Here is a 26780-nt window from a genome sequence, read left to right as displayed (position 1 = left end):
AGATTTCAAGGGCTTGGAGATTACATCTCCAAGCCCTTTTCTTTTGTGAAGGCCGTCAGCCGGTGTCATGAGCCCTGAGACGCAGTACCAGCGGCACCATCGCCACCACAAGGACAGCGGCGACCAGAAACGGGGCACCGGGCAGATACCAGCCGGTCTCGCCGACAAACCGTTCAAACACCCCGGTAAGCACCAGCGGAGCCGCGACAGCAGCAACCGACGACAGCGAAGCTATGACGCCCTGAACCACACCCTGCTGATCCTCGCCAACCCGGTTGGCGGCAAATGCGGTGATCAGCGGCGGAGCCATATCTGACAGAGCGGCGATCGGCAAAAACACAATGACGACCCAGATGGCACTGGCAACGCCAAACCCGATCATGGAAATCACCGCCGCCACCATCGCGATGATCAGTGTTCTGAAATCCCCAAGACGTTTGGTGAACTGCGGCAGGATGCCCGCCTGTACCACTGCGATCAGAACACCATAGGCTGAAAGGGTCAGCCCGATGGTGAACCCGTCCCAGCCAAACACCTCGCGGCCCCAGAAGGACCAGAGTGTCGGGTAGACCAGATTGGCAAACTCAAAGACAAAGATACAGATCAAGGGGATCGCCAGACCGGGGATGGCAAAGGCGCGGAGGAGGGTCGCGAAGGGGTTGATATCACGGCGGCCAAACGGGCGACGGTTCTCCGGCTTCAGGGATTCCGGCAGAATGATCAGCCCGAACAGCACGTTGACCGCCGAAAGGCCCGCAGCGATCCAGAAGGGCGCGCTGATGTGCAGCCCCGACGCCATGCCGCCAATTGCAGGCCCCAGTACAAAGCCGATACCAAAGGCGGCACCGATCATCCCAAAGGCAGCGCCGCGCTCTGCCGGTTTGGCGATATCCGATATATAGGCGGTCGCCGTGATATAAGTCGCCCCCGCCATCCCGGCGATGACCCGACCAACCAGCAGCATCCAATAGGTCTGGGCCAGCGCCATGATAACATAGTCGATCGTCAGGGTGACAAGCGCGAGGATCAGGATCGGCCGACGCCCATAGGCATCGGAGAGGCTGCCGACAATCGGGCCGAACAGAAACATGGCGGCGGCATAGGCCGACATCATGATGCCGCTCCACAACGCGCCTTCGGCGGTACTTTCGGCCCCCACTCTCAGCATCAGATCGGGCATGATCGGAAACACGATGCCAATGCCAATCGCATCAATCATCAATGTCGCAAGAATGAACAGAAAGGGGCCGGTCAACTTCATGGTGCTTGTCTTTTTTGATCTGAAACAGCGCCAACACGCGGCACAGCACTTAGTAGCTGAGGCGCGCGCGCAATGGGTAACCCTATTTCCGCAGCTTCGCGGCTTTTTGGCGCAGCGGTACAAAATGGCATCCTCGACGGCAGGCGGGCGACGTCAGCCTTCGGGAAATCTCACCTCGACCCGCAGTCCGCGCTGATCTGGTCCCGACATCAACGCCAGCTCCGCTTCGTGCAGGTCTGCAATCGCTTTTACCATGGCCAGCCCAAGCCCTGCCCCGGCGGTGTTGCGGCTGCGATCGAGCCGGTAGAGCGGATCCAGCACGCGGCTGCGTTCAGCCTCGGGTATTCCCGGGCCAGTGTCGGTGACTGACAGCCTGCGACCGCTCAAGTCGATTGCAATGCTGGCCCCCTCGCCGGCGTGGCGAATTGCGTTCTCGATCAGATTTGCCAGAAGCTGCATGATCAGGCTGCGGTCCGCATTGATAGTGACGGCATCGCTGACACGGCAGGACAGCTCTTGCCCGGCGTCCTGCGCCACCGCCTCGTATATTTCATGCACCTGCTCCACGACTGCCGCCAGTTCGACGGGTGCAAAACCGTCCCGCCGCCGCTGGCTCTGCATCCGCGCAATCCGCTGGATGGCGCCAAAGATGGCAATGATATCATCCATCTGCGCAATCGCGGCCTCTCTATGGGCGGCCTGATCCTCGGCGTCTTCCGCCTGATCGAGATGCAGCCGCAGACGTGTCAGTGGCGTGCGCAGATCATGCGCAATATTGGCGGAAAAATCAGACATCTGCCGCATCGAGGCCTGCAAACGTTCGGTGGCACCGTCAATCCGCGCGGCCAGTTCATCAATATCATCGCGGATCACCCGGGGCGCCAGCCGAAGATCAAGATTGCCATCGGCAATACGGTCAAACCCCGCGCCGATCCGGTTCAGACGTCGCTGTGCCCGGATCCCGAAGATCAATCCGATGACCAGCGCAGGCAGCGACAGGATGATGACGAAGATAAGGATGACGCCGGTAAGATCCGCGCCAAAGGCACTGACACCGGGCGCATAGACCAGAAGGCGGCCATCCAGCACCGCACCGCTATAGATGCGCCAGCCGAGATCGGCGTCGCTGTCAAACTCCACATCGAAGCCCAGCTGGCGAGCGGTACCAGGGTTCCGCCCCGGCTGGTCAGAGGATATATCGTCCTCTTCATCTTCATCCTCGATCAGCTCAAAGATCCGGTCCAGAGTTTCCAGTGCCTCAGGTTGAAACAGCTGTTCGCCCTCCAGGATATCAAACCCCGGCCTGTCAAAAGCTCCCCGCAGCACGGGGCCGAGAACCTTGCCATCTGCGCGCAGAACGGCATAGCCGACACCGCTGTCGGAAAACACTTCGGCAGTCACGATCTGATCGGGGAAGCGACCGGTGCGTGTGAGCCGATCGCTGATGCGCTGATATTCCTCCCGCAGCGCCGCTTCCGTCTCGGCGCGGAACTCTTCGGTGATGACATCGTCAAGCAGCAGCCCGCCAATGGTCAGCAGAACCAGAAACGCCAGCGACAGGGCAATCGCCTGACGCAGGGCGCTCATCCGCAACAGGCTCTTTATGAAGGATCTAATCAAGGAACATATACCCGGACCCGCGCACGGTTTTGATGAACTCCGTCCCGAAGGGTTTTTCAATCTTGTTCCTCAAGCGGCTCATATGGGTTTCGACAACGCTGGTGGCGGGATCGAAATTAATGTCCCAGACCCGTTCAAGCAGCATGGCGCGGGTCTGGATCCGCCCCTTGGAACGCATCAGAACCTCCAGCAGGCGAAACTCCTTGGGGTTCAGCAAGACGGTCTGGCCATTGCAGGTACAGGTCTGGCTCAAGAGATCCAGCTCAAGCCCGCGATGAGAGAGCCGGGTCGTCATTTCTGCGGCCTCAGCCCGTCCGCGACGGCCCAGGGCGGTGATACGGGCCAGCAGCTCAGACATGGCGAAGGGTTTGCTGAGATAGTCGTCGGCACCGGCTTCCAGCCCCTCGACACGGTCCTCAACCGCGCCGAGCGCGGTGAGCAGGATCAAGGGGGTGGCAATCCGTGCAGAGCGCAGGGTTTTCAGCGCCGAAAGCCCGTCAAGATCCGGCGTCATCCTGTCAAAGATCAGGACATCATAATCGCGGGTTGTTGCAGCCAGCAGCGCCTCGCGACCATTCTCGATCCAGTCGACCACATGGCCCGCTGCCATGAGGCCCTTGACCGTCCAGGTGCCAATTTCAGGATCATCTTCGAGCAGGAGAATTCGCATCAGGACTCCGCCGGTTTCAGCATCGCGCCCAAGTGACCAAGCCGGCCCCCTGGCGCTGCAATTGGGTGCAAGCTCGTTTCGGATGACCGGAGTTCAACGGATCACAATTAAGCTCCCCAAGGTTGAACCCGGCGCACCGGACGATCGACCGTATCTGTCGACCGGCAAGTCGGCGACGGGAGCTGGACAGGGCATCACGCCAGCACACGATGCCCGCGCCCCTGCATGCAGCGGATAAGAATGGTGCGGCGCTGTTTGTCGCGTTCATTCTGCCCGTCAAGCGCCCCGATACCACCGCCGAGTGCAGCTCCGATCCATGCGTCATCGGCGCGGTCTCCATCCTCACTGTCTACCGCTCCGATGATGCCACCGATCACCGCACCTTGAACAGCGCTGGATTTCAACGTTTTGTCTACGTGTTGTTCGGCCAACGCACGGCAGGCGCCCAAATCGGAGTGAAACCCGACTTGCTGCGGCCCATCTAACAGGAGCGGTTCTTCATAGCTGTCGCCACAGGCTCCAAGGGCGACTGCCGCGAGGCAGCCAACATATAGCTTTTTCATGAATGGTCTCCGGCCAGCCGCCTGATCTGTCTTTCTCGCGGCGGCAAGGATGGTCTAGGGAATACTTCGATAAGGCCGGAGCCCACGCTCCGGCCCGTCATCAGATCCGGACGAGGTAATCAGCCTTTGTGATCGTCATCCTCATCGTCGTCATCGTCGCAATCGCACTCATCATCTTCGAGTTCATCAATCAGGCTTGCGAAGTCCAGCCCGTCCTCGAACTCATCGTCCAACAGCTGCTGCATCATTTCGGGTGAGGCCGCGGTTTGGGTCGCGGTGTTCAGGATCGAGCCATCGGTGGCTGACACCACGATCTCTGTCAGGCTGGTCGGACTGGCGACAACCGCAACAAACACAGGCGTGTCGTGAAGGTCATCAAGGCTGATTTCCACCAGTCGGCCTTCGGCGTTTTCCAATGCTGTGCGCATGACCTGATCAAAGGTGACAGGCACGGCGAGCATATCCGCATAGGTCAGCTCGGCCTCTGCCACCTCGACCGGGGCCACCTCTGGCGCCTGCTGCGCGCGCAGACTCTGTGCGGCAAAGCCACCTGCAATCAGGGTTGCGGTCATCACGATACGTGTCGTTGTCTTGGTGATCATCTTCCATTCCTCTCATCTATTGCGCCAGGGCGGTGGACGCCGTGTCTGGCTGATGAGACGAATATGCAGGTCCAGTCTTACAGGGTCTCTGCGCGGAGCTTACAATTCTGTAAGCTTGGGATTTTTTGGGCCACGGCAGAGGATCTGTCGTGGCCCGAAGCTGTATTCTTTATATCTGGCAGAACCTTAGGCGAGGCTTGGCAGCCAGAGCACGATAGAGGGGAAAGCAACCAGCAAAGCGATGGTAATACCATCGGCAATGAAGAACGGCGTCACGCCCTTGAACACATCCTGCACCGTCAGATCGTCCCGCACACCCGCAACGACAAAGCAGTTGAGACCGATCGGGGGTGTGATCAGGCAGAACTCGGCCATTTTCACCACCAGAATACCAAACCAGATTGCACACATCGGCCCGGACATGCCAAATGTGCTTTCCGCCGCTGAAACGTATTCACCACCGTTGAGCGCCATCACCGCCGGATAGACCACCGGAAGCGTGAGCAGCAGCATACCGATGGCGTCCATGAACATGCCGAGCACCGCATAGGCCAGCAGGATGCAGATCAGGATCAGCATCGGCGACAGGGTGAGCGAGGTGATCCAGTCGGAAAACGCCGCCGGCAGTTCGGCAAAGCCAAGGAAGCGGACGTAGATCAGGACGCCCCAGATGATGGTAAAGATCATCACCGACAGTTTTGCGGTTTCCAGCAGCGCGTCCTTGAACTCCGCCCATCGCATCCCGCGATACAGCGCCATCAAAAACACCACGAAGGCCCCGATTGCGCCACCCTCTGTCGGGGTCCCCCAGGCATCGCCCCCAAAGGGGTTGTAAACAAACAAAATGATCGTCGCGACTACAAACAGGATCGGCAGCGCAGGCGGCAGCGAGACAAAGCGCTCGCGCCAGGTAAAGCCGGTGACAGCAGGGCCAAAACCCTTGATCGTCATCGCCATGCCGATGATCAGCAAACCGTAAATCAGTGCCGAGAAGGCACCGGGGATAAAGCCTGCCAGCAGGAGCTTGCCCACGTCCTGTTCGACGATAATCGCGTAGATTACAAGGATCGCAGAGGGCGGGATCAGCGAGGCCAGCGTGCCGCCGGCCGCCACCACACCTGCGGCAAAGCGTTTGTCGTAACCGATTGCCAGCATCTCGGGGATGGCGATCCGGGCAAAGACGGCGGATGTCGCAACAGAGGCGCCAGAGACGGCGGCAAAGCCCGCCGTGGCAAAGACGGTCGACACCGCCAGCCCGCCTGGCACCCAGGCCAACCAGCGTTTTGCGGCCTCAAACAGCGCTTTGGTGAGGCCTGCGTAATAAGCGAGATAGCCGATCAGGATGAAGGTCGGAATGAGGCTCAGCGCCTGGCTTGAGACCTTGGAATGGGGCACCTGCCCTGCGGTCTTCACGGCGATGGTCAGCGCCTTCGTGAACCGCGCCGGATCATAGCCAAACTTGGCCCAGAAGATCCAGACAAGGCCGACCAGCCCAGCGAGACCGGCGGCAAAGGCCACCCGCATCCCCAAGAACACAGTTACCAGAAGAAAGCCGCTGACCCAGAGGCCAATTTCGATAGGTTCCATAGTCTGCCCCTTTAGTCGCGGTCACTGGCGGTGGTCGACACCCCGCCCAGATGTTCAGCCTCGGCCGCTGCCTGCTCTGCGGCGCTCTGCACCAGCGGAACCGCAGCCGGGCTGTCCAGCCCCAGAACCAGCGCGCGGCCATAGCCCCAGACCTGCAGCAACAGGCGCAGGCACAGCACGCCAAATGCGACCGGCGCCAGCAGCTTGGCCGGCCAGATCGGCAGACCGATATCGATGGAGCTGTCGCGGCTCCACAGGGGGGCGGCAAAATCGAAGGAGCGCTGGAAATGCGACCAGCTGCCCCAGAGCAGCGCCAACATCAGGGCCAGGATCAATAACACCGAGAACAGCTCAAACAGCCAGAGTGCACGCCCCCGCAGCGACGAGATCACCAGATCCATGCGAATATGGCTGCCGTCGCGCTGAACAAAGGAAATGCCCATAAAGGCGATCAGCGGCATCACCTGTTCGATCCAGTCCACATAGCCAGGTAGCGGCGCGTTGAAACCATTGCGCCCGCCAACCGAGACCACCGCAAGTACCATCAGCGAAAACACCGCAAGACCACTGACCAGGGCCAATCCGCGTTCCAGCCGCAGCAGACGCCTGTCCAAACTGCTGATCAGGCTGTCATCTACCAGCACCGCCGCACTGCCTGCCATCGTCTGCCCCCGTCATATCTACTTTGCAATCACGTAAGAAAGGGCCGGCGCAGCTTTGCCCGGCCCTTTCATCATTTGGATGAAAATCAGCTTCCCGAACGCAGGTCGCTCAGGGTTTTCTGCACCAGGTCATAAAGCTCCTGCGCTGGCAGCCCCTGCGCGCTCATGTCGGCGATCCACTGCTCGCGGATCGGATCGGCGGCAACCTTGCGGAATTCAGCCAGCTGATCTTCGGAGATGGTGACCTTCTCGACGCCTTTTTCGGCCAGAACACTGTCCCATTTCTCAAGCAGCACGCCATAGTTCGCAAGGTAATGGGCAATTGCCTCATCCACCGAGCTGTCCAGGGCTTCACGCTCGGCATCGCTCAGCGCGTCATAGGCATCGGTGTTCACGACCACCGGGCAGTTCACGGTGCCGGGGTTGAGGTTTTCGGTCCACCAGTCGGCCTTGTTGATGGTGCCAAAGCTGAGATGCGCGTGCTGGGCAAATGCAACGGTATCGACAACGCCGGATTCCATCGCGTTATAGGCTTCTGTTGCAGTCACGGATGTCGGCACCGCGCCCACGGCAGAAAATGCCTGACCGATGCCGCCGGTGGCCCGCACCCGCATATCCTTGAACTCACCCAGCTCATCGCGCGCTTCGCCGGTGCCGACGATATTGTACTGCGGCATGGGTGAAGTCATCAGCAGCTTGGCATTCCAGCGCGCCAGATCCTTTTGTACGGCCGGATGTGCATAGACCGCATGGCTGACAGCGACTTCCTCTTCCAGCGTATTCACGCCAAGGAACGGCAGTTCCAGCACGGTGATCGACGGGTTCTTGTCGCGGTGGTAGCCCGCGCAGAACTGCGCCATCTCGAAGGCACCGATGGAAATCCCGTCAAGGTTTTCCTTGTTCTTCGACAGGCCACCATAGCTGATGTTCATTGTGAATTCGCCGCCGGTTTTCTCGGACACCAGCTCAGCCAGCTTTTCGACATGTTCGGTAAAGGCGCGGCGTTTGCCCCAGACAGAAACGTTCCATTCGGTGGCCGCAGCGCTGCCTGCAATGGACAGGCCGACAAGCGCCGCAGTTGCGGCGGTCAAATTGGTCTTCATGAGTACCTCCCAGTTTGTGCCCTTGTCCCTCTTGCGCCCCCCCTGCACCTTGGCGTCGCCGGGTGCCGGGCTTGCTGTGATCCTGCGATCACAGCCCTCAGGTCCGCAGAGTTGCGAGCATCTGGCACCACGCTAGCGCTAAGCCAGGGCGCTGCCAACCCCACAAGGCGCTGGTGCGCCATGGGCACAAAACCTGCCTGACAACCTGGCAGCGGTCCGCAGACGCGCCCGGCCCCATGGACCGACAGGCACCCGAGGGCGTCGCACCCTGGCACAGTTTGCCGCAGGCGATGGTGCCAGTCGGCGCCCGATGATAGCGCCAGCATCGCGCAGGCCGCTGATTTGCCAGCACGGGCGCTCCGGTCGATATTTACACCTAACATCATGATAAACAAAAGATTGATGTGCCAACGCCAGAATAAGTTTACTACCTCAGACCAACCTCGGAAATAGATTTACAGGTAAATCCTTATTCCTCTGACACTTATTTCCTTATTTTCAAGCTTGGGTATTATCGCTGTGGAGGACGGAAAAGGTTTGACACATCTCGCTGTGCGCTGTGGTGTGCCATTCCGAGAACAGACTGGAGGGAGGGACACAAGATGACCCAGGAGAGCGACAGCAAAGCCTATGCGCCGTCGGAGGAGACGGTTGCACGCGCCCATGTCAACGCTGCACAATACGACGAGATTTACGCCGCTTCGATGCGGGATCCCGAGGGGTTCTGGGGCGAACAGGGCAAGCGGATCGACTGGATCAAGCCCTTCAGCCAGGTGAAGGATGTGGATTTCACACTCGGCAATGTCTCGATCAACTGGTACGCGGATGGCACATTGAACGTCTCCGCCAACTGTATTGATCGCCACCTGGACACCCGAGGCGATCAGACCGCGATCATCTGGGAACCGGATGATCCGGAAGAGCCTGCCCAGCATATCTCTTACAAACAGCTGCATACCCGTACCTGCCGGATGGCAAACATCCTGGAGACCATGGGCGTGCGCAAGGGCGACCGCGTGGTGATCTACCTGCCGATGATCCCCGAAGCGGCCTATGCCATGCTGGCCTGCGCCCGCATTGGCGCCATTCATTCCATCGTCTTTGCAGGCTTCTCCCCCGATGCGCTGGCGGCCCGGATCAACGGCTGCGACGCCAAGGTGATCATCACCGCCGACGAGGCGCCGCGCGGCGGCCGCAAGACCCCGCTGAAATCAAACGCCGACGCAGCCCTCTTGCACACAAAAGACACAGTGAAATGTCTCGTGGTGAAGCGCACCGGCGGTCAGACCACCTGGGTCGACGGGCGCGACTACGACTACAACGAAATGGCGCTGGAAGCGGATGATTACTGCAAACCGGCCGAGATGAATGCCGAGGATCCGCTGTTCATCCTCTACACATCCGGCTCAACCGGCCAGCCCAAGGGCGTGGTGCATACCACCGGCGGCTATCTGACCTATGCCGCGATGACCCACGAAATCACCTTCGATTACCACGACGGCGACATCTACTGGTGTACGGCGGATGTGGGCTGGGTCACCGGCCACAGCTATATCGTCTATGGCCCGTTGGCCAATGGCGCCACCACGCTGATGTTTGAGGGCGTGCCGACCTACCCGGATGCCTCGCGCTTCTGGCAGGTCTGCGACAAGCACAAGGTGACGCAGTTCTACACCGCACCCACCGCCCTGCGCGCCTTGATGGGTCAGGGCAATGAATGGGTCCAGAAATGCGATCTTTCCTCGCTGCGCACCCTCGGCACCGTCGGCGAGCCGATCAATCCGGAAGCCTGGACCTGGTACAATGATGTGGTCGGCAAGGGGAAATGCCCCATTGTCGACACTTGGTGGCAGACTGAAACCGGCGGCCATCTGATGACCCCCCTGCCCGGCGCCCATGCGACCAAACCGGGTGCTGCGATGAAACCCTTCTTTGGTGTGGCCCCCGTTGTTCTGGACCCGCAGTCCGGCGAGGAAATCGACGGCAATGGCGTCGAGGGCGTGCTCTGCATCAAGGACAGCTGGCCCGGCCAGATGCGCACCGTCTGGGGCGACCACAAGCGGTTCGAGAAAACCTATTTCTCCGACTACAAGGGCTACTACTTCACCGGCGACGGCTGCCGCCGCGACGGGGACGGCGATTACTGGATCACCGGCCGCGTCGACGACGTGATCAACGTCTCCGGCCACCGCATGGGCACCGCTGAGGTCGAAAGCGCTCTGGTGGCCCACGCCGCCGTCGCTGAGGCCGCCGTGGTCGGCTACCCGCATGAGATCAAGGGCCAGGGCATTTACTGCTACGTGACCCTGATGAACGACTGCGAGCCGTCCGAAGAGCTGCGCAAGGAGCTGCGCCAGTGGGTCCGCACCGAGATTGGCCCGATTGCCAGCCCGGATGTGATCCAATGGGCGCCGGGTCTGCCAAAGACACGGTCGGGCAAGATCATGCGGCGTATCCTGCGCAAGATCGCCGAGAACGATTTCGGCTCGCTTGGTGACACTTCGACCCTCGCCGACCCCTCCGTGGTCGACGACCTCATTGCAAACCGGGCCGACAAAGGATGATTGCTGACATGGAGACTGATGTTCTCACCCGCCCTGCGGTTCTGATCCTGCTCGGACCGCCCGGCGCCGGCAAAGGCACCCAGGCGCGTAAACTGGAACAGAGTTTTGGCCTTGTCCAGCTATCCACCGGCGATCTGCTGCGGGCTGCCGTCGCTGCGGGCACTCCGGCGGGCCTCGCGGCAAAAGCCGTAATGGAGGCAGGCGAGCTGGTCAGCGACGAGATCGTGATCAACATCCTGCGTGACCGGCTGGCGGAACCGGATTGTGCAAAGGGCGTCATCCTGGATGGCTTCCCCCGCACGACGGTCCAGGCGGAGGCACTGGACAAGCTGCTGGCGGAAACCGGTCAGCGGATCAACGCCGCTGTCAGCCTGGAGGTGGACGATGCCGCAATGGTGGCGCGGGTTGCCGGACGGTATACCTGCGCAGGCTGTGGCGAAGGTTATCACGACCAGTATAAACAGCCACGCGTCGAGGGCACCTGTGACGCCTGTGGTGGCACAGAGATGACGCGTCGGGCGGACGACAATGCCGAAACCGTGGGCAGCCGTCTGGCCGCCTATCATGCTCAGACCGCGCCGCTCATCAGCTATTACGACGACAAAGATGTGTTGAACCGAATCGATGCCATGGGCGAGATCAACCAGATCGCGAACTCGCTGAGCAAAGTTGTACGTGCTGCAACCGCTTGACGAAGGTCAGCACGACGACGTTCAATCAAAGCGTGTTGTCGAAAAACATTAATTACCAGACAGGTCCGCAGAAATGTGGGCCTGTTTTCAATCCTCTCTGGCTTTTGAGGGGATGCGTGCCACATTGGTAGCTGGTGGACATGGGCTTGTTCCCATGGCACCCAGCACAAAACTGAACCAAAGGCGCGCGAGATGTCCGAAACCAGCTTTATCCCCGGTCCCGACAGCCTGCGGGCCTACCGAGACGCCCTAGGGTGTTTCGGCACTGGCGTGACCGTGGTGACCACACGCACGGACCGTGGGCCGCTGGCAATCACAGCCAACAGCTTCGCCTCGGTCTCGATGGATCCGCCACTGCTGCTCTGGTGTCCCGCCCGCGCGTCCAAACGCCACGATCCCTTTGTTGCTGCCACCCATTTTTCGATTCATGTCATGGCCGAGGATCAATTGGACATGGCGATGCATTTTGCCCGCAACGGCGAAGATTTTTCCTGTATTCCAGCGCGAGACAATGACGAGGGAATACCCGTTCTGCCTGATGTCATTGCCCGATTTGATTGCCGCACCCATGCCTGCCACGACGGCGGCGATCATAGTATTCTTGTCGGCGCGGTGCTGCGAACCACCAGCCGCCCGGGCAAGGGTCTGATTTTCAAACGCGGCCAATACGGCGGGTTTATGGAGCAGAGCTAGATTCGGATCTCCAGATCTATCGCCCCTCTGCACAGCCACGCCAAGGTCCTAGGACAGCGGATCTTCGCGCCGTTTTGCCATAAGTCCCGTCAAACGCGCCCAGTCAGGCCAATGCGCGCCCAGATCATTCAGCCGCAGCAGCGACGAACCCGTGCCGGCCCCCCGGTCTGTCCTCTCCCGGACAGTATGCCCGGACCAGTCAGCGCCGCCACCGCCCATCCAATCATCGGGATCGTCATGATCATCATCGTTCTCGGTCTTGCCCGATGCCGCTGCCTCAGTCGCCCGAGCAGCGCCCGGCGTATCGATGGTCGGCCCGGAACCGCAACTGGCCGTCTGCGGCGCTGTCTCCCCCGTTGCGGTTTCGGCCCCGCCAGACAGCCCATCCGACCAGAAGAAATCCGGCTGGGTCAGCGATACCGGCAGCCGGTCCCGCTTCAGCTCCAGCCGTGGCACCAATCTGATCGCATTCTGGCGGCACACCGATACGCATAGCCCGCATTGCATGCAGTCCGCCTCTATGAAGTCCAGCCCGCCTCCGTTCTCCGCTCCGATCAGCGCATTGGTGGGGCACATCCAGGTGCAGGCCTGACAGAGGGTGCAATCCCCAGTCAGCTCGATCCCGCCATATGGGGCGTCCTGCGGCAACGCGATGACATCAGTGTCTTGTGACAGGGTCACACTGGCAAAGAGCTGCAGCGCCTCGCGCCGACGGCGCGGCTTGGCGTTGCTCTCGGTGTCGACACGCCGGTGCTCAATAACCGGCAGCTGCGCAATACCCTCCGCCAGCAGCTGCTCCAGATGCGCCGCCGAATGGAACAGGACCACCCGCCCCTCAAGCCCCAGACAAGCGGCCAGCTCCATCTCCCGCAGTTGCGCCAGACGCGCGTTCTCTTCAATTGCGGATTCCAGCAGCACCCAGTCAAACCCGTCGGAAATCGCGTGTAAGAGATCCGCGTGACCAGCGCGTTCCAGACCGCTGGTGGCCGCAGCTGTGACATCCATACCCGCAACCGGGGGATGGTTCTTCAACCAGGATAGCTGCTCCACTGCGCGGGCATCATACATCACCAGCACCTGATCGGAGCGCGGCGCCGACGCTCCCAACCGCGAATGCTGCTGACGCCGCCGCACCGCCGCCTCACAGAGATCTGCCAGCGGCCAGCGCACCTGGCTTTCGGGGTTATACCGTCGATAGGAGGCACCGGGATGCGACACCCGGACCGCAGTCCGCAGATCAGCCATTTCGCGCACATTGGGTTGAGAGCGCAGGCAGAGTTGCACATTTTCCCAGACAGTCATGGCCTCTCCCTTCAGATTGAGAACCAAACCACAGCCGAAAATCCCCATCGTTTGATGAGATGAGGCTAACATGGAATTTCGACCTGTAACGTGTAATCGAAAATAAGACTCAACTTTTAACTGTCATTTATTCTGAAAGATCCGCCCTATCCGATCGGCGGTCACGCCGTTTCTGTCGGCGTCAACAGCTGCTGAAGGGACAGGGAAATGGGCCACCTGCCCACAGACCGGGCGCAACTGGTGCAGAACCAGCCGCCGCACCGGTTGCGGCGCAACAACGACGGCAGGGTCACAGACCTGTCTCCACCATCTGGCGAATCTTTACTGCCTTTTCAAAATGGTCCAGCTGATGATGCTTGATCCACCATTCTGCCGCCTCCATCAGCGCCTCGGGATCGTCATTCCGATTGGCAAAAAACGCATAGAAGGAAAGGCCAACGCCATCCCCCTTTTTCGCGATCTTGTCGTTGCAGACGGCGATGATCTTTGCCCTCAAACTGTCTCTCATAAGATGCTTCCGCCCCCACCGCTGGCCTGCCGAGACAGGCGAGGATCACAGCGCCCCATAGCGCGCCTGTGCGCAATACAATAGAAAAGCCCCCGCCCGCAGAACAGCGGACAGGGGCCAGATCACTGCACTGAAACTCAGTTCAGCGCGGCATCGGTGATGACATGGGTCCAGGCGTCTTCCGGCTCCTTGGTGATCACCGGGCTTGAGCCGCCATCAAGCAGCGTCTTCACCGTGCGCTGGTAATCAGCCTCGCTCAATGCGCCGTTGCTGCCAGCTGTCAGCTTGGCGACTTCCGACATCATCCGCTTCTGATGCTCTTCGGTCTGCGCGCCCGAGGCATCATTGTCCAGGACGATCTCTGCTGCGGCGTCCGGGTTCTCCTCAGCCCATTTCCAGCCCTTCATGGAGGCCCGGACAAAACGCTGCATCTTGTCGACAAAAGCCGGATCAGAAAGCTTGTCTTCGAGAACGTAAAGACCATCCTCAAGCGTTGCTACGCCCTGATCCTCATATTTGAAGGTAATCAACTCATCCGGCGACACGCCGGCATCAATCACCTGCCAATACTCATTGTAGGTCATGGTCGAAATGCAGTCGGCCTGACGCTGCAGCAGCGGATCGACATTGAAGCCCTGTTTCAGAACCTCGACGCCCTTCTCACCCTTGCCCTCGGTGGAAATCCCGAGCTGGCTCATCCAGCTCATGAAGGGGAATTCATTGCCAAAGAACCATACCCCCAGCGTACGATTTGCCAGATCTTCAGGCGCTGCGATGCCAGTGTCCTTCCAACATGTCAGCATCATGCCCGAGCTTTTGTAGGGTTGCGCGATATTGACCAGTGGCAAGCCCTTTTCACGCGCCGCAAGCGCGGCCGGCATCCACTCGACCGTGACATCCGCACCGCCGCCTGCAATCACCTGCGTCGGCGCAATATCGGGACCGCCGGGCAGAATGGTCACATCGAGATTCTCGGCCTCGTAGAACCCCTGATCCAGCGCGACATAATAGCCCGCGAACTGGGCCTGCGTGACCCATTTCAGTTGCAGCTTCACCTCATCGGCAGCCTGCGCAACCGATGCCGTTCCCAGCGCCAATGCGGCGGCGGTCAGCAGTGTTTTCATCTGTCTTCTCCCTGTTGTTATGTCTGTTGTTCTTTGCGAATTCTGCGCGAATTTCCCTGTGTCTCCAAAGGTTTTTTCCAGTTTTTACGGGGCCGGGCAACGACGGCCCGCCCCCGCCTATCCCCGTTGCGACGGGTGCCAGAAAGTAAGCGTTTTCTCAACCAAAGCCATCATGCCGTAGAATGCCGACCCCGCCAATGCAGCCACCAGGATTTCAGCCCAGACCATGTCCAGCGCCAGCTGTCCGACCGAGGTCGAGATCCGGAATCCCATCCCCACCGTCGGTGAACCAAAGAACTCCGCCACAATGGCCCCCACCAGGGCCAGCGTTGTCGAAATCTTCAGACCATTGAAGATGAAGGGCAGCGCCGCAGGCAGGCGCAGTTTGAAGAACCCCTGCCAGTAGCTCGCCGCATAAGTCTGCATGAGATCGCGTTGCATGGCCGAGGTTTCCCGCAGCCCGGCCACGGTGTTCACCAGAACCGGGAAAAACACCATCACCACCACAACGGCCGCTTTTGACTGCCAGTCAAAGCCGAACCACATCACCAGAATCGGTGCGGTGCCGACAATCGGCAGCGCGGCCACAAAATTGCCAACCGGGAGCAATCCCCGCCGGAGGAAGTCACTGCGGTCCACCGCAATGGCCATCAAAAGCGCCGCAACGCAGCCGATGATATACCCAGACAGCGCCCCTTTGAGAATGGTCTGCTGAAAATCCTGCCAGAGAATGGGCAGGCTGGTCGCAAACCGCTCCGCAATGACCGAAGGCGCAGGCAGGATCACCAGCGAAACCGCAAGCCCCCGCACCAGAAGCTCCCAAACGACAAGAAGCGTCACGCCAAAAATTGCCGGGACAAGCAGCTTCACACCACGGGTATGGGCGCGTGGACCATTGGCCAGACGGCTGTTCAGCCACCAGCCTCCACACCAGACCAGCAGCGCAATCGCAACCATCGTCATGATCTGATCCCCTTGTTCTTCTGGCCGAAAATATCCCGGGTGAGCCGCGCAGCGGCGAGGGCAGAGCCCTTGGCCCAAACATCAATCATACAGTCACCCCCATCCGTTTCAGCACCAGCCGTTCGATCAGTCCCAAGAATGCAACCAACGCGGCGGCCAAGATCGCAGCCGCAAAGAGCGCCGACCAGATCTGTACGGTCTGCCCATAGTAGCTCCCCGCCAGAAGCCGCGCGCCTAGGCCCGCAACGGCGCCCGTTGGCAACTCCCCGACGATGGCCCCGACCAGCGATGCGGCAATGCCGATCTTGAGGGAGGCAAAAAGATAGGGAATCGAGGCAGGCAACCGCAGCTTCCAGAACCCCTGCCCGACACTCGCATTGTAGGTCTTCAGCAGGTCAAGCTGCATCTGGTCCGGGCTACGCAAGCCTTTCACCATACCCACAACAACCGGGAAAAAACTCAGATAGGCCGAGATCACCGCCTTTGGCAGGATTCCCTGTACCCCGATGGAATAAAGAACCACGATGATCATCGGTGCCAGTGCAATAATCGGGATAGTTTGGCTGACGATGGCCCATGGCATCACCGACATATCCATCACCCGGCTGTGTACGATTCCAACCGCCAGAAGAATGCCCAGCCCGGTGCCGATCACAAAGCCGAGAAGCGTCGCCGACAGCGTCACCTGACCGTGATAGATCAGACTGCGCTTTGAGGTGATCCTCTTCTCAACCGTGGTCTCCCAAAGCTCCACCGCCACCTGATGAGGAGCCGGCAGTCGGGGCCGGTCCTGCGACCAAACCTGTGTCACCACAGCGGGGTTGCCAAAAACCAGCCCAAACGCCGCCATATCTCGCCGCTCACGCGCGGTGGCCGGTGTCACCTCGGCACCCGCGCGTTCCGCAGCGTCCAGAACTCCCTTGATGTTCATTGGCACACAGGCCGCGTACCAGATCGCGGTTATCGCGGCGAGAACACTTAATATAGCAAGTGCGGTTTTCATGATCCTGCCCCTCCGGACCCAGCGCTCCGCGACCCCCTGTTTCTTCCACGAAAATGTCCCGGAAAATTGGAATCTTCCGGTGCCCCGCCCCGCAAACAGACCACATCAGTCATCGGCATGCCCCGCTCGCAGACCGTCACGAACACGATGCGCAATCTCGATGAACTCCGGGCTGTCGCGAATATCCAGCGGTCGGTCCTTTGGCAGCGGGCTGTCAATCACGTCATGGATCCGCCCGGGTCGCGGCGACATGACCACAATCTTGGTCGACAGATAGACCGCCTCCGGGATCGAGTGGGTGACAAAGCCGATGGTCTTGTTGGTCCGCGCCCAAAGCTTCAAGAGCTGCTCATTCAGATGGTCGCGCACAATCTCGTCCAGCGCCCCAAAGGGTTCATCCATCAGGAGGATATCCGCATCAAAGGCGAGCGCCCGCGCGATCGAGGCCCGCTGCTGCATACCGCCGGACAGCTGCCAGGGGTATTTGCCGCCAAACCCGGTGAGTTCCACCAGGTCCAGAACCCGTTCGACCCGCTTGTCCTGCTCCGCCCTTGAGTAGCCCATGATCTCCAGCGGCAGCTTGATGTTCTTGGCGATGGTTCGCCACGGATAGAGCCCGGCCGCCTGGAACACATAGCCATAGGCCCGCTTGCGCCGCGCTTCATCGGGGGTCATGCCATTGACACTGAGACTGCCACCGGTGGGCTGTTCCAGCGCCGCGATGCAGCGCAGGAAAGTTGTCTTGCCGCAGCCGGACGGCCCGATAAAAGAGACAAAGTCGCCGCGATTGATCTCCAGGCTGACATTCTTCAGCGCGTGCACCGGCCCGTCATTGGTCTGAAACGTCAGATCGAGCGCCTTCGCCTCTATGACAGGGCCAAGCGGGTTGATGTCGGAAGCGGCGGCCTGGGAATTGAGCGCCTGGGTGGTCGTTTCCATGTTCATTTCTTCGCCTTGATTACACACAGGAAAACGGGCCGCCATAGCTGGCAGCCCGTCCCTGGATTACACACCTGTTGCCGGAATTCCCGACCGCTCCACCGGGCGCGGCGCCGTCAGCTCCTTCCAGGTCGACAGCGCCTTGTTCACAGTGGCATTGGCCTCGCGGGCGACGAACTTGCCATGGCCCTCCTGACAGCGGATCTCTCCGTCATGCACTGCCACATGGCCGCGGGTCAGGGTAAAGCGCGGCAATCCCTTCACCTCATGCCCCTCGAACACGTTATAGTCGATCGCCGACTGCTGGCTGGCCGCGGAAATCGTCTTGCGCTTCTCCGGATCCCAAACCACCAGATCGGCATCGGCGCCAACCAGAACAGCACCCTTTTTCGGATAGCAATTCAGGATCTTGGCAATGTTCGTGGAAGTCACGGCGACAAACTCATTCGGGGTCAAACGTCCGGTTTCCACGCCATGGGTCCACAGCATCGGCATCCGGTCTTCCAGACCGCCGGTGCCGTTCGGAATCTTGGTGAAATCGCCAACGCCATAGCGTTTCTGCTCGGTGGTAAAGGCACAGTGGTCCGTCGCCACCACCGACAAGGAGCCCGACTGCAAGCCGTTCCAGAGCGAGTCCTGATGCTGCTTATTGCGGAACGGCGGCGACATCACCCGGCGCGCGGCGTGGTCCCAGTCCGTGTTGAAATACTCGCTCTCATCGAGCGTCAGATGCTGGATCAGCGGCTCGCCCCAGACGCGCTTGCCCTGCATGCGGGCCCGGCGAATGGCCTCGTGGCTGTCCTCGCAGGAGGTATGCACCACATAGAGCGGCACGCCAGCCATGTCGGCAATCATGATGGCGCGGTTGGTGGCCTCGCCCTCCACCTGCGGCGGGCGGGAATAGGCGTGTGCTTCGGGGCCGGTGTTGCCTTCTGCCAACAGCTTGGCCGACAGCTCCGCCACCACATCGCCGTTTTCAGCATGCACCATGGCTATGCCGCCAAGCTCAGCCAGCCGCTGGAAGGAGGCATAGAGCTCGTCATCATTCACCATCAGCGCGCCCTTATAGGCCATGAAGTGCTTGAACGTGTTGATGCCGCGCTCCTGGATCACGGTTTTGATGTCGTCAAAAACCTGCTCGCCCCACCAGGTCACCGCCATGTGGAAAGAGTAGTCGCAGTTGGCGCGGGTCGATTTATTGTCCCAGCGTTTCAGCGCGTCCAGCAGGCTCTCGCCTGGATTCGGCAGCGCAAAATCCACCACCATGGTAGTGCCCCCCGCCAGCCCGGCCCGGGTACCGCTTTCAAAATCATCCGAGGAATATGTCCCCATGAAGGGCATTTCGAGATGCGTATGCGGGTCAATCCCCCCCGGCATCACATAACAGCCGGAGGCGTCCAGCTCCTCGTCGCCTTTCAGGTTCGGGCCAATCTCGGTAATTACCCCGTTCTCGATCAGCACATCCGCTTTATAGGTCAGATCGGCCGTCACGACGGTGCCGTTCTTGATGACTCTACTCATGGTAACAACTCCCTGGATTGGGGCGTGTTTCTACGCCTCCGCGTGTTCTTTCAGAACAGGTGCCCTGTTCCTCTGATTGTTCTTCTGGCCGGAAACATCCCGGGGGAGCGGCCCGGCGGGCCGCGGGGGCAGCGCCCCCTTCACTGCACGCCGCAGATTGCCGCAACCCACACCCCAAACCTTTCCGGGGCGCATCTCACACGACGATCTCTGCAGTTTCCAGCACCGCATGTAGCATGACATCGGTTCCGGCGGCCGCCCAGTCCTTGGAAATATCCTCGGCTTCATTGTGGCTCAGACCGTCCACACAGGGGCACATGATCATCGCCGTCGGCGCCAGATCATTGATCCAACAGGCATCATGTCCTGCACCTGACACGATATCCATATGGCTATAACCGAGCCGCTCGGCCGCCGAGCGCACCGCGCTGACGCAGCCCTCATCAAAGGTGACAGGATCAAAATGGCCGACCGGTTCAATCTCCAGCCCAAGGCCCAGCTCGTCGGCGATCTCCTTCGCCTTCACCTCGTATTTCGACCGCATCGACGTCAGCTTTTCAAGATCGGGCGACCGGAAATCGACGGTGAAGACCACCTTTCCGGGGATCACATTGCGCGAGTTCGGGTAGACGTCACAATGTCCGACTGCCCCGACCGCATGGGGCTGATGCGCCATGGCAATCTGATGCGCCGCCTCCGTCATGCGCGCCATGCCAAGGCCTGCATTGACACGCATGTTCATCGGGGTCGATCCGGTATGGGCGTCCTTGCCCGTGACCGTACATTGCAGCCACCACAGGCCCTGGCCATGGGTCACCACGCCGATATCCTTGTTTTCCGCCTCAAGGATCGGCCCCTGTTCGATGTGCAATTCGAACATCGCGTGCATCTTGCGCGCGCCAACCTCTTCATCGCCCACCCAGCCAATACGTTTCAGCTCGTCACCAAAGGTCTTTCCCTCGGAATCTTCCCGCGCATAGGCCCAGTCCTGCGTATGCTTGCCTGCAAAAACACCGGAGGCCAGCATCGCCGGAGCGAACCTCGTGCCTTCCTCATTGGTCCAATTGGTAACCACGATCGGATGTTTGGTCTTGATGCCTAGATCATTGAGTGTGCGGATGACTTCCAGCCCGCCCAGCACCCCAAGGACGCCGTCATATTTACCGCCAGTGGGCTGCGTATCCAGATGTGATCCCATATAGACCGGCAGCGCATCGGGGTCTGTTCCTTCGCGACGGGCGAACATATTGCCCATCGTGTCCAGCCCCATAGTGCAACCTGCCGCTTCGCACCATGTCTGAAACAGCGCGCGCCCCTCGGCATCTTCATCGGTGAGCGTCTGGCGGTTGTTGCCGCCCGCGACGCCGGGTCCGATTTTTGCCATCTCCATCAGACTGTCCCACAGCCTGTCACCATTGATCTTCAGATTCTGTCCAAGCGACGTCATCTCAGCTTCCTTCCCTGTTGCCCTGCTTTTTTGCAGGGTCCCGCGGCTTTGCGCCTTGTCGGTGGCTTTGAAACGCTGGTCATGATTTGACCAACTGGTCAAACTCAGGCTATCACGGGTGGACATTCAGTCAAGAAATTGCGTCTAACAAGACAAGAAAACTCCGGCGCGCAGAGCCGGTTGAGCGAAATTCAGGCGCGCAGCGGTGTTGCGGCCACCAGCGAGAGCCCAAACAGCCCCATGCCCAAGGATCGCAACCCCACCCGCATTCAGAAAAAGAATCGCGCCACCATTCTGGAGGCCGCATTGGAAGTATTCTCCAACAGCGGATTCCGCGGCGCCACTGTCGACCAGATTGCCCGTGCCGCCGGGTTAAGCAAGCCCAATCTTCTCTACTATTTCCCCTCGAAGGAGGCGATTTTCACGGAACTGCTGTCGGGGCTGCTTGACACCTGGCTGGATCCGCTGCGCGCCATCGACGCCGAGGGTGACCCGCTGGAGGAACTGCTGTCCTATGTACAGCGCAAGTTGCAGATGAGTCGGGATTACCCGCGCGAAAGCCGCCTGTTTGCAAATGAAATTGTCCAGGGCGCCCCACGAATGCTGGAAACCCTGTCCAAGGATCTAAAACCGCTGCTGGAAGAAAAAGCGGTTCTGATCGAAGGCTGGATGACAAACGGCAAGCTGAACCCGACCCATCCGAAGCATCTTCTGTTTTCGATCTGGTCGCTGACCCAGCATTATGCGGATTTCGATGTGCAGGTCCGCACATTGATGGGGGATGAGGATCCGTTTGATGCGGCACCAGAGCATCTCGACCGGATGTTCCGCCGGATGCTGACACCTCCCGGTTCCGGCAGGTCCTGATCCTAGCCGCCCCCCCCCGTTCAACAGTGTGATGCGATCAATAGCAAACGGCGCGCCGATCAGGACGCGCCGTTTCCAATTATGTCAGTCGGGCAGCGTGTTAGGCCGCCAGCCCCACCCTATTCGGCCGCCGTCGCCGACGGGTTGTTGGGATGGGTGGTCCAATTTGCATATTCATCGGACACCACTTTGCCCGTGCGTTCGTCGATCTGACCGGCGGGCACCTCCTCCATGGTGATGCAGCCTTCGACCGGGCAGACATTCACGCAAAGATTACAGGCGACGCATTCGTCATCCTTGACGGTAAAGACGCGGTCCTCGCTCATCGCGATGGCCTGATGCGAGGTGTCTTCGCAGGCGGCAAAGCAGCGACCACATTTGATGCAATCATCCTGATTGATCTTGGCCTTGGCGACGTAGTTCAGATCCAGATACTGCCAGTCGGTGACATTGGGCACGGCTTTACCAACAAAATCATCTAGACGGTTGTAGCCTTTGTCATCCATCCACTGGTTCAGGCCCGAGATCATCTCCTTCACCACGTTGAAACCATAGGTCATGGCAGCGGTGCAGACCTGCACGTTGCCTGCACCCATGGTCATGAACTCAGCCGCATCGCGCCAGGTGGTGACGCCGCCAATGGCCGAGATCGGCAGGCCATGAGTCTGCGGGCATCGGGCGATTTCGGCCACCATATTCAGCGCAATCGGCTTCACTGCCGGGCCGCAATAGCCGCCATGTGTGCCCTTGTCGCCGATGGTTGGCTCAGGCGCCATGGCATCAAGATCCACCGATACGATCGAATTGATCGTATTGATCAGGCTGACCGCGTCGGCACCGCCCGCTTTGGCCGCCCGCGCTGGGTGGCGAATGTCGGTGATATTCGGCGTCAGCTTCACAATCACCGGCTTGGAGTAGTATTTCTTACACCACTCCGTGACCATCTGGATGTATTCCGGCACCTGCCCCACGGCAGAGCCCATACCACGTTCGGCCATCCCATGCGGGCAGCCAAAGTTCAGCTCGATCCCATCAGCACCGGTAGCTTCGACACGCGGCAGGATATCCTTCCAGGCCTGCTCCTCGCAGGGCACCATCAACGAAACGATGATGGCGCGATCTGGATAGTCCTTTTTCACGCGGGTGATTTCTTCCAGATTCACCTCAAGCGGGCGGTCGGTGATCAGCTCGATATTGTTGAGCCCCAGAAGGCGGCGGTCCGCCCCCCAGATCGCGCCATAGCGCGGACCGTTCACATTGACCACCGGCGGGCCTTCGGAGCCGAGGGTCTTCCAGACCACCCCACCCCAGCCGGCCTCAAAGGCGCGGCGGACATTGTATTCTTTATCCGTCGGCGGCGCAGAGGCGAGCCAGAACGGGTTCGGAGATTTTATCCCCAGAAAATCTGCTGTCAGATCAGCCATTTGTCTGTTCCTTACACTGGCAACACAGGGCCGGGTCCGGCCCTGCTGCTGGCTTAGCCCATCAGGCTGGCGTGAATATCCATGGCCGCATCGCGACCTTCGGCGACGGCCGTCACTGTCAGATCCTCGCCGCCAGAGGCACAATCACCCCCGGCCCAGACCCCCGCGACCGATGTCCGGCCCTGCGCGTCCACCTTGATCTTGCGCCCATCAAGCGCCAGCGCGTCCGGCTGGCCCTCAAGCGTCTGCCCGATCGCCTTGTAGATCTGGTCGGCTGCGATCCGCACCGTCTCGCCGGTGCCGGTCAGCTGACCGCCTTCGCTGTTGGTATACTCCAGCTCGATTTCCGCACAGGCGCCATTCCCGTGCACAGCCACCGGCTGAACGTTGAACATCAGCTTTACACCCTTGGTGGCCGCAAGGTCCTGCTCGAACCGGCTCGCCCCCATGGCGTCACGGCCGCGGCGGTAGGCGATGGTGACATTCTCGGAACCAAGAAGCTTCGACTGCACAGCCGCGTCAACCGCAGTCATGCCGCCGCCGATCACCACGACATTGCGACCGACCGGCAGGTTTGCCAGATCATCGGCCTGACGCAGCTCGGCGATGAAATCGACTGCATCACGCACACCGTCCTTGTCCTCGCCCGCCGCCCGCAGGGCGTTCACACCGGCAAGACCGATGGACAGAAACACTGCGTCATATTCGGCCTTCAGGGCATCGAGGCTCAGATCGCCACCAAGCTTCTTGCCGTATTCCATGGCAATTCCACCGATCTGCAGAAGCCAATCGACTTCTTTCGCCGCAAAATCATTGGTGGATTTATACGCGGCGATCCCGAATTCATTCAGGCCGCCCGCCTTGGACCTGGCGTCATAAACGACAACGTCATGGCCCAACATCGCAAGACGGTGCGCCGCAGAGAGACCCGCCGGACCGGCACCAACCACGGCCACTTTCTTGCCGGTTGTTTCGGCGCGGCTGAAAGGGTGCACGCCCTTTTCCATCAGCGTGTCGGTTGCATAGCGTTGCAGACGGCCAATCTCGACCGGCTTGCCTTCGGCCGCTTCACGAACGCAGGCCTGCTCGCAGAGGGTTTCGGTCGGGCAGACCCGCGCGCACATCCCGCCAAGGATGTTCTGTTCGAGAATAGTCTTCGCCGCCGTTTCCGGGTGGCCTGTCTGGATCTCGCGGATGAACTGCGGAATGTCGATGGAGGTTGGGCAAGCCGTAATACAGGGCGCATCATAGCAGAAATAGCAGCGATCCGCTGCCACCGCCGCCTCATGCGCCTCATATTGCGGATGCAGATCTCCAAAGTTGTCGGCAATTTCTGAGGCGGACAAACGCCCTGCCTGAACGCCGGATGCCTGATGGCTGGTCGCCATTGGGTGTCTCCCTGGATTTGTTTATTATGCAAACCAGAGTGCCACAGTTTGATTTTTTATCAACTGGTAAAATTTTTGAAATGACGTTTTTCTTAGCCTGCCCTGCCGATCCTCTACTCAAGGTGTTAAAAACAAAAACGAAAACCGCGCCGCCCAGAATATGGGCAGGCGCGGCATCCCTCAATCCACCCGCGCGCTCGGGGCAGTATCGGTGTCAAAAAAGGTCAGGACAACTGATCTAAAACAGCGCCCGCAGCGCTGCCGACAGGACCATTCGCATGGAGAGATTCAGCGCGCGGCTAAGCGCCAGCCACCTCAGGCAAGCATGGCCGTCGCTTCGATCTCGATTTTGGCACGGTCTTCCACCAGGTCTGCAACAACGACCATTGTCATGGCTGGAAAATGATAACCCATCACCGCACGATAGGCGGCGCCAACCTCCGCCTGATGGGCCAGATACTCCGCCTTGTCGGTGACATACCAGGTCAGCCGGGTGATATCGCTGGCCTGCCCGCCTGCCTGCTGCACCACGGTCAGGATATTCTGAAGCGCCTGGCTCATCTGGCCGATGAAGTCATCGGTTTCAAACACCTGATCCGCAGTCCAGCCAATCTGGCCACCGACAAACAACATCCGCCCCTCGCCGATCATGCCATTCGCATAGCCTTTTGCAGGTTTCCAGCCATCGGGGTGCACGTTGATTGTGGGCATTGGGGACTCCTGCATCGGCGGACGGGGGACAATTATCCGCCAATATCGGTCACCTGAGAAAATACTTCAAGCTTAAAATTTACAGACCTAAAGCATAACCGGGATCAAAGGCCCAGAAACAACAAAGCCCCCCGCATTGGCGGAGGGCCGATGTCGTCACCTTGCAGTCACGCGCGGTCTGAGGCCGCCGTTACATGCCAAGCGCTTCTTTATACATTTCAAGAACCGCTTCTTCCTCGGCGATATCGTCCTTGTCCCGCTTGCGCAGGGCGATCACCTTGCGGATCACCTTGGTGTCATAGCCGCGCGCTTTGGCTTCGGCCATGATCTCTTTCTGCTGCTCTGCGAGATCTTTTTTCTCGGCATCCAGACGCTCGAACCGTTCGATAAACTGGCGCAATTCACCAGCGGTCACACGGTAGCTGTCGCTTTTTTCGTCTTCGGTCATATCCATCGTGGGCTCCGTCGGCAAAGGGTAGACATTCGGATCAGCCCTCCAGATACAAGTGCGCACCTCAGTCCGCAAGCAGTGATAGGACAATCCCGCGCAGCGCCCGCCCCAATAGGCAAAATCTGCCACACACCATAACCCACCAGGCCCGCGCGGGTTGCCCCGGGCGCAGCAATCCGATAGGCGCTGCCCCTGAAAACGACCGGCGCATTGGCGCGCCGCCATCGGAGAGTGCGATGTACGAGATTCTGGTTTGGGCTGGTGCGGCTGTATCTGTGGCCGGTCTTTTGGGGCTGATGTGGAGCGTTCTGCGCGTGATGCAGGCCAAACGTCAGAAGCTGGACGACGACGCCCTGCGGGCCGTCATCCAAAAGGTCCTGCCCTATAATCTGGGCGCGCTATTCCTGTCGGTTATCGGCCTGATGCTGGTCATGCTGGGGCTCAGCCTGGGCTAAGCCCCGCCTTGCGGTGGCGCCGTTTTTTTTTCCACCGTGTCGGTGACGCACTGCCCCCCGGGCAGGCCGACCGTGACCATGACAGGCCAGCGGCTGACCGCCGGACACAGCGCCATCTTTCAAACCGGCATATTGTCGAACATATCCTCGGCGGATTCCTCGCTAAGGATCTGCTCCAGTCGCACCATGCGGGTCGGCACACGCCCACCCGCCACACGCAGACGTGCCAATGTCCGGTTAAAATCAGGATGCAGCGCAAGCCGATCCTGGCGATGTGCGGCCAATATCTTGCGTTCGAGCCCTTCGGCCCGCTGTATCAGACTGTCGATCCTGCTATTGTCGTTGGTCATTCCACACTCCTCCCTAGAGCCTGCGCGGCGGGCATCACCCGCGCCGCAACACGGGGGTATGAACCGGGACGGAGAGGGCTGAACAACGCCCTTCTGCCCGCTCCCGACACCCCTTGTGTTCTGCACAAGGCATCGCGGTTCACCTCACCACAATCGCCACAGTAGCATAGTATCCGCAGCATGACTTTGAGCGAGATCAACCATAACGAGAAAATGAGCAGGTACAAGCCAGGGCACCGACCCGGCGCCCTGATTTACGGTCGATTTTTCGCAGCCCCGGGTGAATGCCCACTTGAACATATTCATTATT

General features: G+C 59.9%; 26 protein-coding genes. 5 read left to right on the top strand and 21 right to left on the bottom strand.

All coding sequences use genetic code 11. The annotated features are described in order from the left end of the window. Positions 1-55: 55 nt before the first annotated feature. The 8 genes from VWY75_RS16015 to VWY75_RS15980 all read right to left on the bottom strand — a co-directional run bounded on the left by VWY75_RS16015 (position 56) and on the right by VWY75_RS15980 (position 8068). A complete protein-coding gene (locus VWY75_RS16015; protein ID WP_416538650.1) occupies positions 56-1261 on the bottom strand; it encodes an MFS transporter in 1206 nt (401 codons plus the stop codon). Positions 1262-1414: 153 nt separating this feature from the next. Further along, the gene (locus VWY75_RS16010) at positions 1415-2848 is read right to left on the bottom strand and encodes a sensor histidine kinase (protein WP_416538649.1); all 1434 of its coding nucleotides are present in this window, start codon (positions 2846-2848) and stop codon (positions 1415-1417) included. Positions 2849-2873: 25 nt separating this feature from the next. Then, positions 2874-3551, bottom strand: a complete 678-nt coding sequence (locus VWY75_RS16005; RefSeq protein ID WP_416536140.1) for a response regulator transcription factor — start codon at positions 3549-3551, stop codon at positions 2874-2876. A gap of 194 nt (positions 3552-3745) precedes the next feature. Continuing rightward, positions 3746-4114, bottom strand: coding sequence for a glycine zipper family protein (locus VWY75_RS16000; protein WP_416538648.1), 369 nt, complete (start codon positions 4112-4114; stop codon positions 3746-3748). 119 nt (positions 4115-4233) lie between these two features. Further along, complete coding sequence (locus tag VWY75_RS15995; RefSeq protein ID WP_340545354.1) at positions 4234-4716, bottom strand: hypothetical protein; 483 nt, start codon at positions 4714-4716, stop codon at positions 4234-4236. A 186-nt stretch (positions 4717-4902) separates the two neighbouring features. After that, on the bottom strand, positions 4903-6303 hold the full coding sequence (locus VWY75_RS15990; RefSeq protein ID WP_340545353.1) for a TRAP transporter large permease: 1401 nt from the start codon (positions 6301-6303) through the stop codon (positions 4903-4905). Positions 6304-6314: 11 nt separating this feature from the next. Further along, positions 6315-6965: a TRAP transporter small permease subunit gene (locus tag VWY75_RS15985; RefSeq protein WP_340545352.1), complete on the bottom strand. Its 651-nt coding sequence runs from the start codon at positions 6963-6965 to the stop codon at positions 6315-6317. Positions 6966-7051: 86 nt separating this feature from the next. After that, a complete protein-coding gene (locus VWY75_RS15980) occupies positions 7052-8068 on the bottom strand; it encodes a C4-dicarboxylate TRAP transporter substrate-binding protein (RefSeq protein WP_340545351.1) in 1017 nt (338 codons plus the stop codon). A gap of 602 nt (positions 8069-8670) precedes the next feature. Between VWY75_RS15980 and acs the strand changes: the two genes are divergently transcribed. The 3 genes from acs (at position 8671) to VWY75_RS15965 (ending at position 12017) form a co-directional block, all read left to right on the top strand. Further along, on the top strand, positions 8671-10632 hold the full coding sequence (acs, locus tag VWY75_RS15975; protein ID WP_416538647.1) for an acetate--CoA ligase: 1962 nt from the start codon (positions 8671-8673) through the stop codon (positions 10630-10632). Between the two features lie 8 nt (positions 10633-10640). Beyond that, positions 10641-11324: an adenylate kinase gene (locus tag VWY75_RS15970; RefSeq protein WP_416536148.1), complete on the top strand. Its 684-nt coding sequence runs from the start codon at positions 10641-10643 to the stop codon at positions 11322-11324. Between the two features lie 192 nt (positions 11325-11516). Further along, positions 11517-12017, top strand: a complete 501-nt coding sequence (locus tag VWY75_RS15965; RefSeq protein ID WP_416538646.1) for a flavin reductase family protein — start codon at positions 11517-11519, stop codon at positions 12015-12017. A 48-nt stretch (positions 12018-12065) separates the two neighbouring features. On the opposite strand, the gene VWY75_RS15960 is transcribed toward VWY75_RS15965, so the two are convergent. The 8 genes from VWY75_RS15960 to VWY75_RS15925 all read right to left on the bottom strand — a co-directional run bounded on the left by VWY75_RS15960 (position 12066) and on the right by VWY75_RS15925 (position 20824). Then, positions 12066-13319, bottom strand: coding sequence for a 4Fe-4S dicluster domain-containing protein (locus VWY75_RS15960; protein ID WP_416538645.1), 1254 nt, complete (start codon positions 13317-13319; stop codon positions 12066-12068). A gap of 289 nt (positions 13320-13608) precedes the next feature. Then, positions 13609-13827 carry a DUF6500 family protein gene (locus VWY75_RS15955; RefSeq protein WP_340545346.1) on the bottom strand — a complete coding sequence of 73 codons (219 nt, stop codon included), beginning with the start codon at positions 13825-13827 and terminating at the stop codon, positions 13609-13611. 137 nt (positions 13828-13964) lie between these two features. Further along, on the bottom strand, positions 13965-14951 hold the full coding sequence (locus VWY75_RS15950) for an ABC transporter substrate-binding protein (RefSeq protein ID WP_416538644.1): 987 nt from the start codon (positions 14949-14951) through the stop codon (positions 13965-13967). Between the two features lie 117 nt (positions 14952-15068). Further along, the gene (locus VWY75_RS15945; RefSeq protein WP_340545344.1) at positions 15069-15914 is read right to left on the bottom strand and encodes an ABC transporter permease; all 846 of its coding nucleotides are present in this window, start codon (positions 15912-15914) and stop codon (positions 15069-15071) included. An 85-nt stretch (positions 15915-15999) separates the two neighbouring features. Then, positions 16000-16917 (bottom strand): ABC transporter permease, encoded by a 918-nt coding sequence (locus VWY75_RS15940; protein ID WP_340545343.1) that lies wholly within the window; start codon positions 16915-16917, stop codon positions 16000-16002. A 105-nt stretch (positions 16918-17022) separates the two neighbouring features. Beyond that, entirely contained in the window at positions 17023-17862 is an 840-nt protein-coding gene (locus VWY75_RS15935) for an ABC transporter ATP-binding protein (protein ID WP_340545342.1), read from the bottom strand. Between the two features lie 60 nt (positions 17863-17922). Next, entirely contained in the window at positions 17923-19377 is a 1455-nt protein-coding gene (hydA, locus tag VWY75_RS15930) for a dihydropyrimidinase (protein ID WP_340545341.1), read from the bottom strand. Between the two features lie 196 nt (positions 19378-19573). Then, positions 19574-20824 carry a Zn-dependent hydrolase gene (locus VWY75_RS15925; RefSeq protein WP_416538643.1) on the bottom strand — a complete coding sequence of 417 codons (1251 nt, stop codon included), beginning with the start codon at positions 20822-20824 and terminating at the stop codon, positions 19574-19576. A 240-nt stretch (positions 20825-21064) separates the two neighbouring features. Between VWY75_RS15925 and VWY75_RS15920 the strand changes: the two genes are divergently transcribed. Further along, complete coding sequence (locus VWY75_RS15920; protein WP_416539156.1) at positions 21065-21691, top strand: TetR family transcriptional regulator C-terminal domain-containing protein; 627 nt, start codon at positions 21065-21067, stop codon at positions 21689-21691. Positions 21692-21810: 119 nt separating this feature from the next. Here VWY75_RS15920 and preA read toward each other — a convergent pair whose 3' ends face one another. From preA to VWY75_RS15900, 4 genes are all read right to left on the bottom strand, one after another. Then, positions 21811-23115, bottom strand: coding sequence for an NAD-dependent dihydropyrimidine dehydrogenase subunit PreA (gene preA, locus VWY75_RS15915; RefSeq protein WP_416538642.1), 1305 nt, complete (start codon positions 23113-23115; stop codon positions 21811-21813). 53 nt (positions 23116-23168) lie between these two features. Then, complete coding sequence (locus VWY75_RS15910) at positions 23169-24503, bottom strand: NAD(P)-dependent oxidoreductase (RefSeq protein ID WP_340545338.1); 1335 nt, start codon at positions 24501-24503, stop codon at positions 23169-23171. Between the two features lie 315 nt (positions 24504-24818). Beyond that, a complete protein-coding gene (locus VWY75_RS15905) occupies positions 24819-25214 on the bottom strand; it encodes a RidA family protein (protein ID WP_340545337.1) in 396 nt (131 codons plus the stop codon). Positions 25215-25404: 190 nt separating this feature from the next. Beyond that, on the bottom strand, positions 25405-25668 hold the full coding sequence (locus tag VWY75_RS15900) for a DUF2312 domain-containing protein (RefSeq protein ID WP_014874404.1): 264 nt from the start codon (positions 25666-25668) through the stop codon (positions 25405-25407). 233 nt (positions 25669-25901) lie between these two features. On the opposite strand from VWY75_RS15900, the gene VWY75_RS15895 reads away from it, so the two are divergent. Further along, a complete protein-coding gene (locus VWY75_RS15895) occupies positions 25902-26120 on the top strand; it encodes a hypothetical protein (RefSeq protein WP_340545336.1) in 219 nt (72 codons plus the stop codon). 119 nt (positions 26121-26239) lie between these two features. On the opposite strand, the gene VWY75_RS15890 is transcribed toward VWY75_RS15895, so the two are convergent. After that, positions 26240-26470 (bottom strand): hypothetical protein, encoded by a 231-nt coding sequence (locus tag VWY75_RS15890; RefSeq protein WP_340545335.1) that lies wholly within the window; start codon positions 26468-26470, stop codon positions 26240-26242. Positions 26471-26780: the final 310 nt, after the last annotated feature.

Source organism: Phaeobacter sp. JH20_08, assembly GCF_048056635.1.
Taxonomy (GTDB): Bacteria; Pseudomonadota; Alphaproteobacteria; order Rhodobacterales; family Rhodobacteraceae; genus Phaeobacter; species Phaeobacter bryozoorum.
The sequence above is the reverse complement of the archived record's forward strand: the minus strand, read 5'-3'. Positions and strand labels throughout refer to the sequence as shown.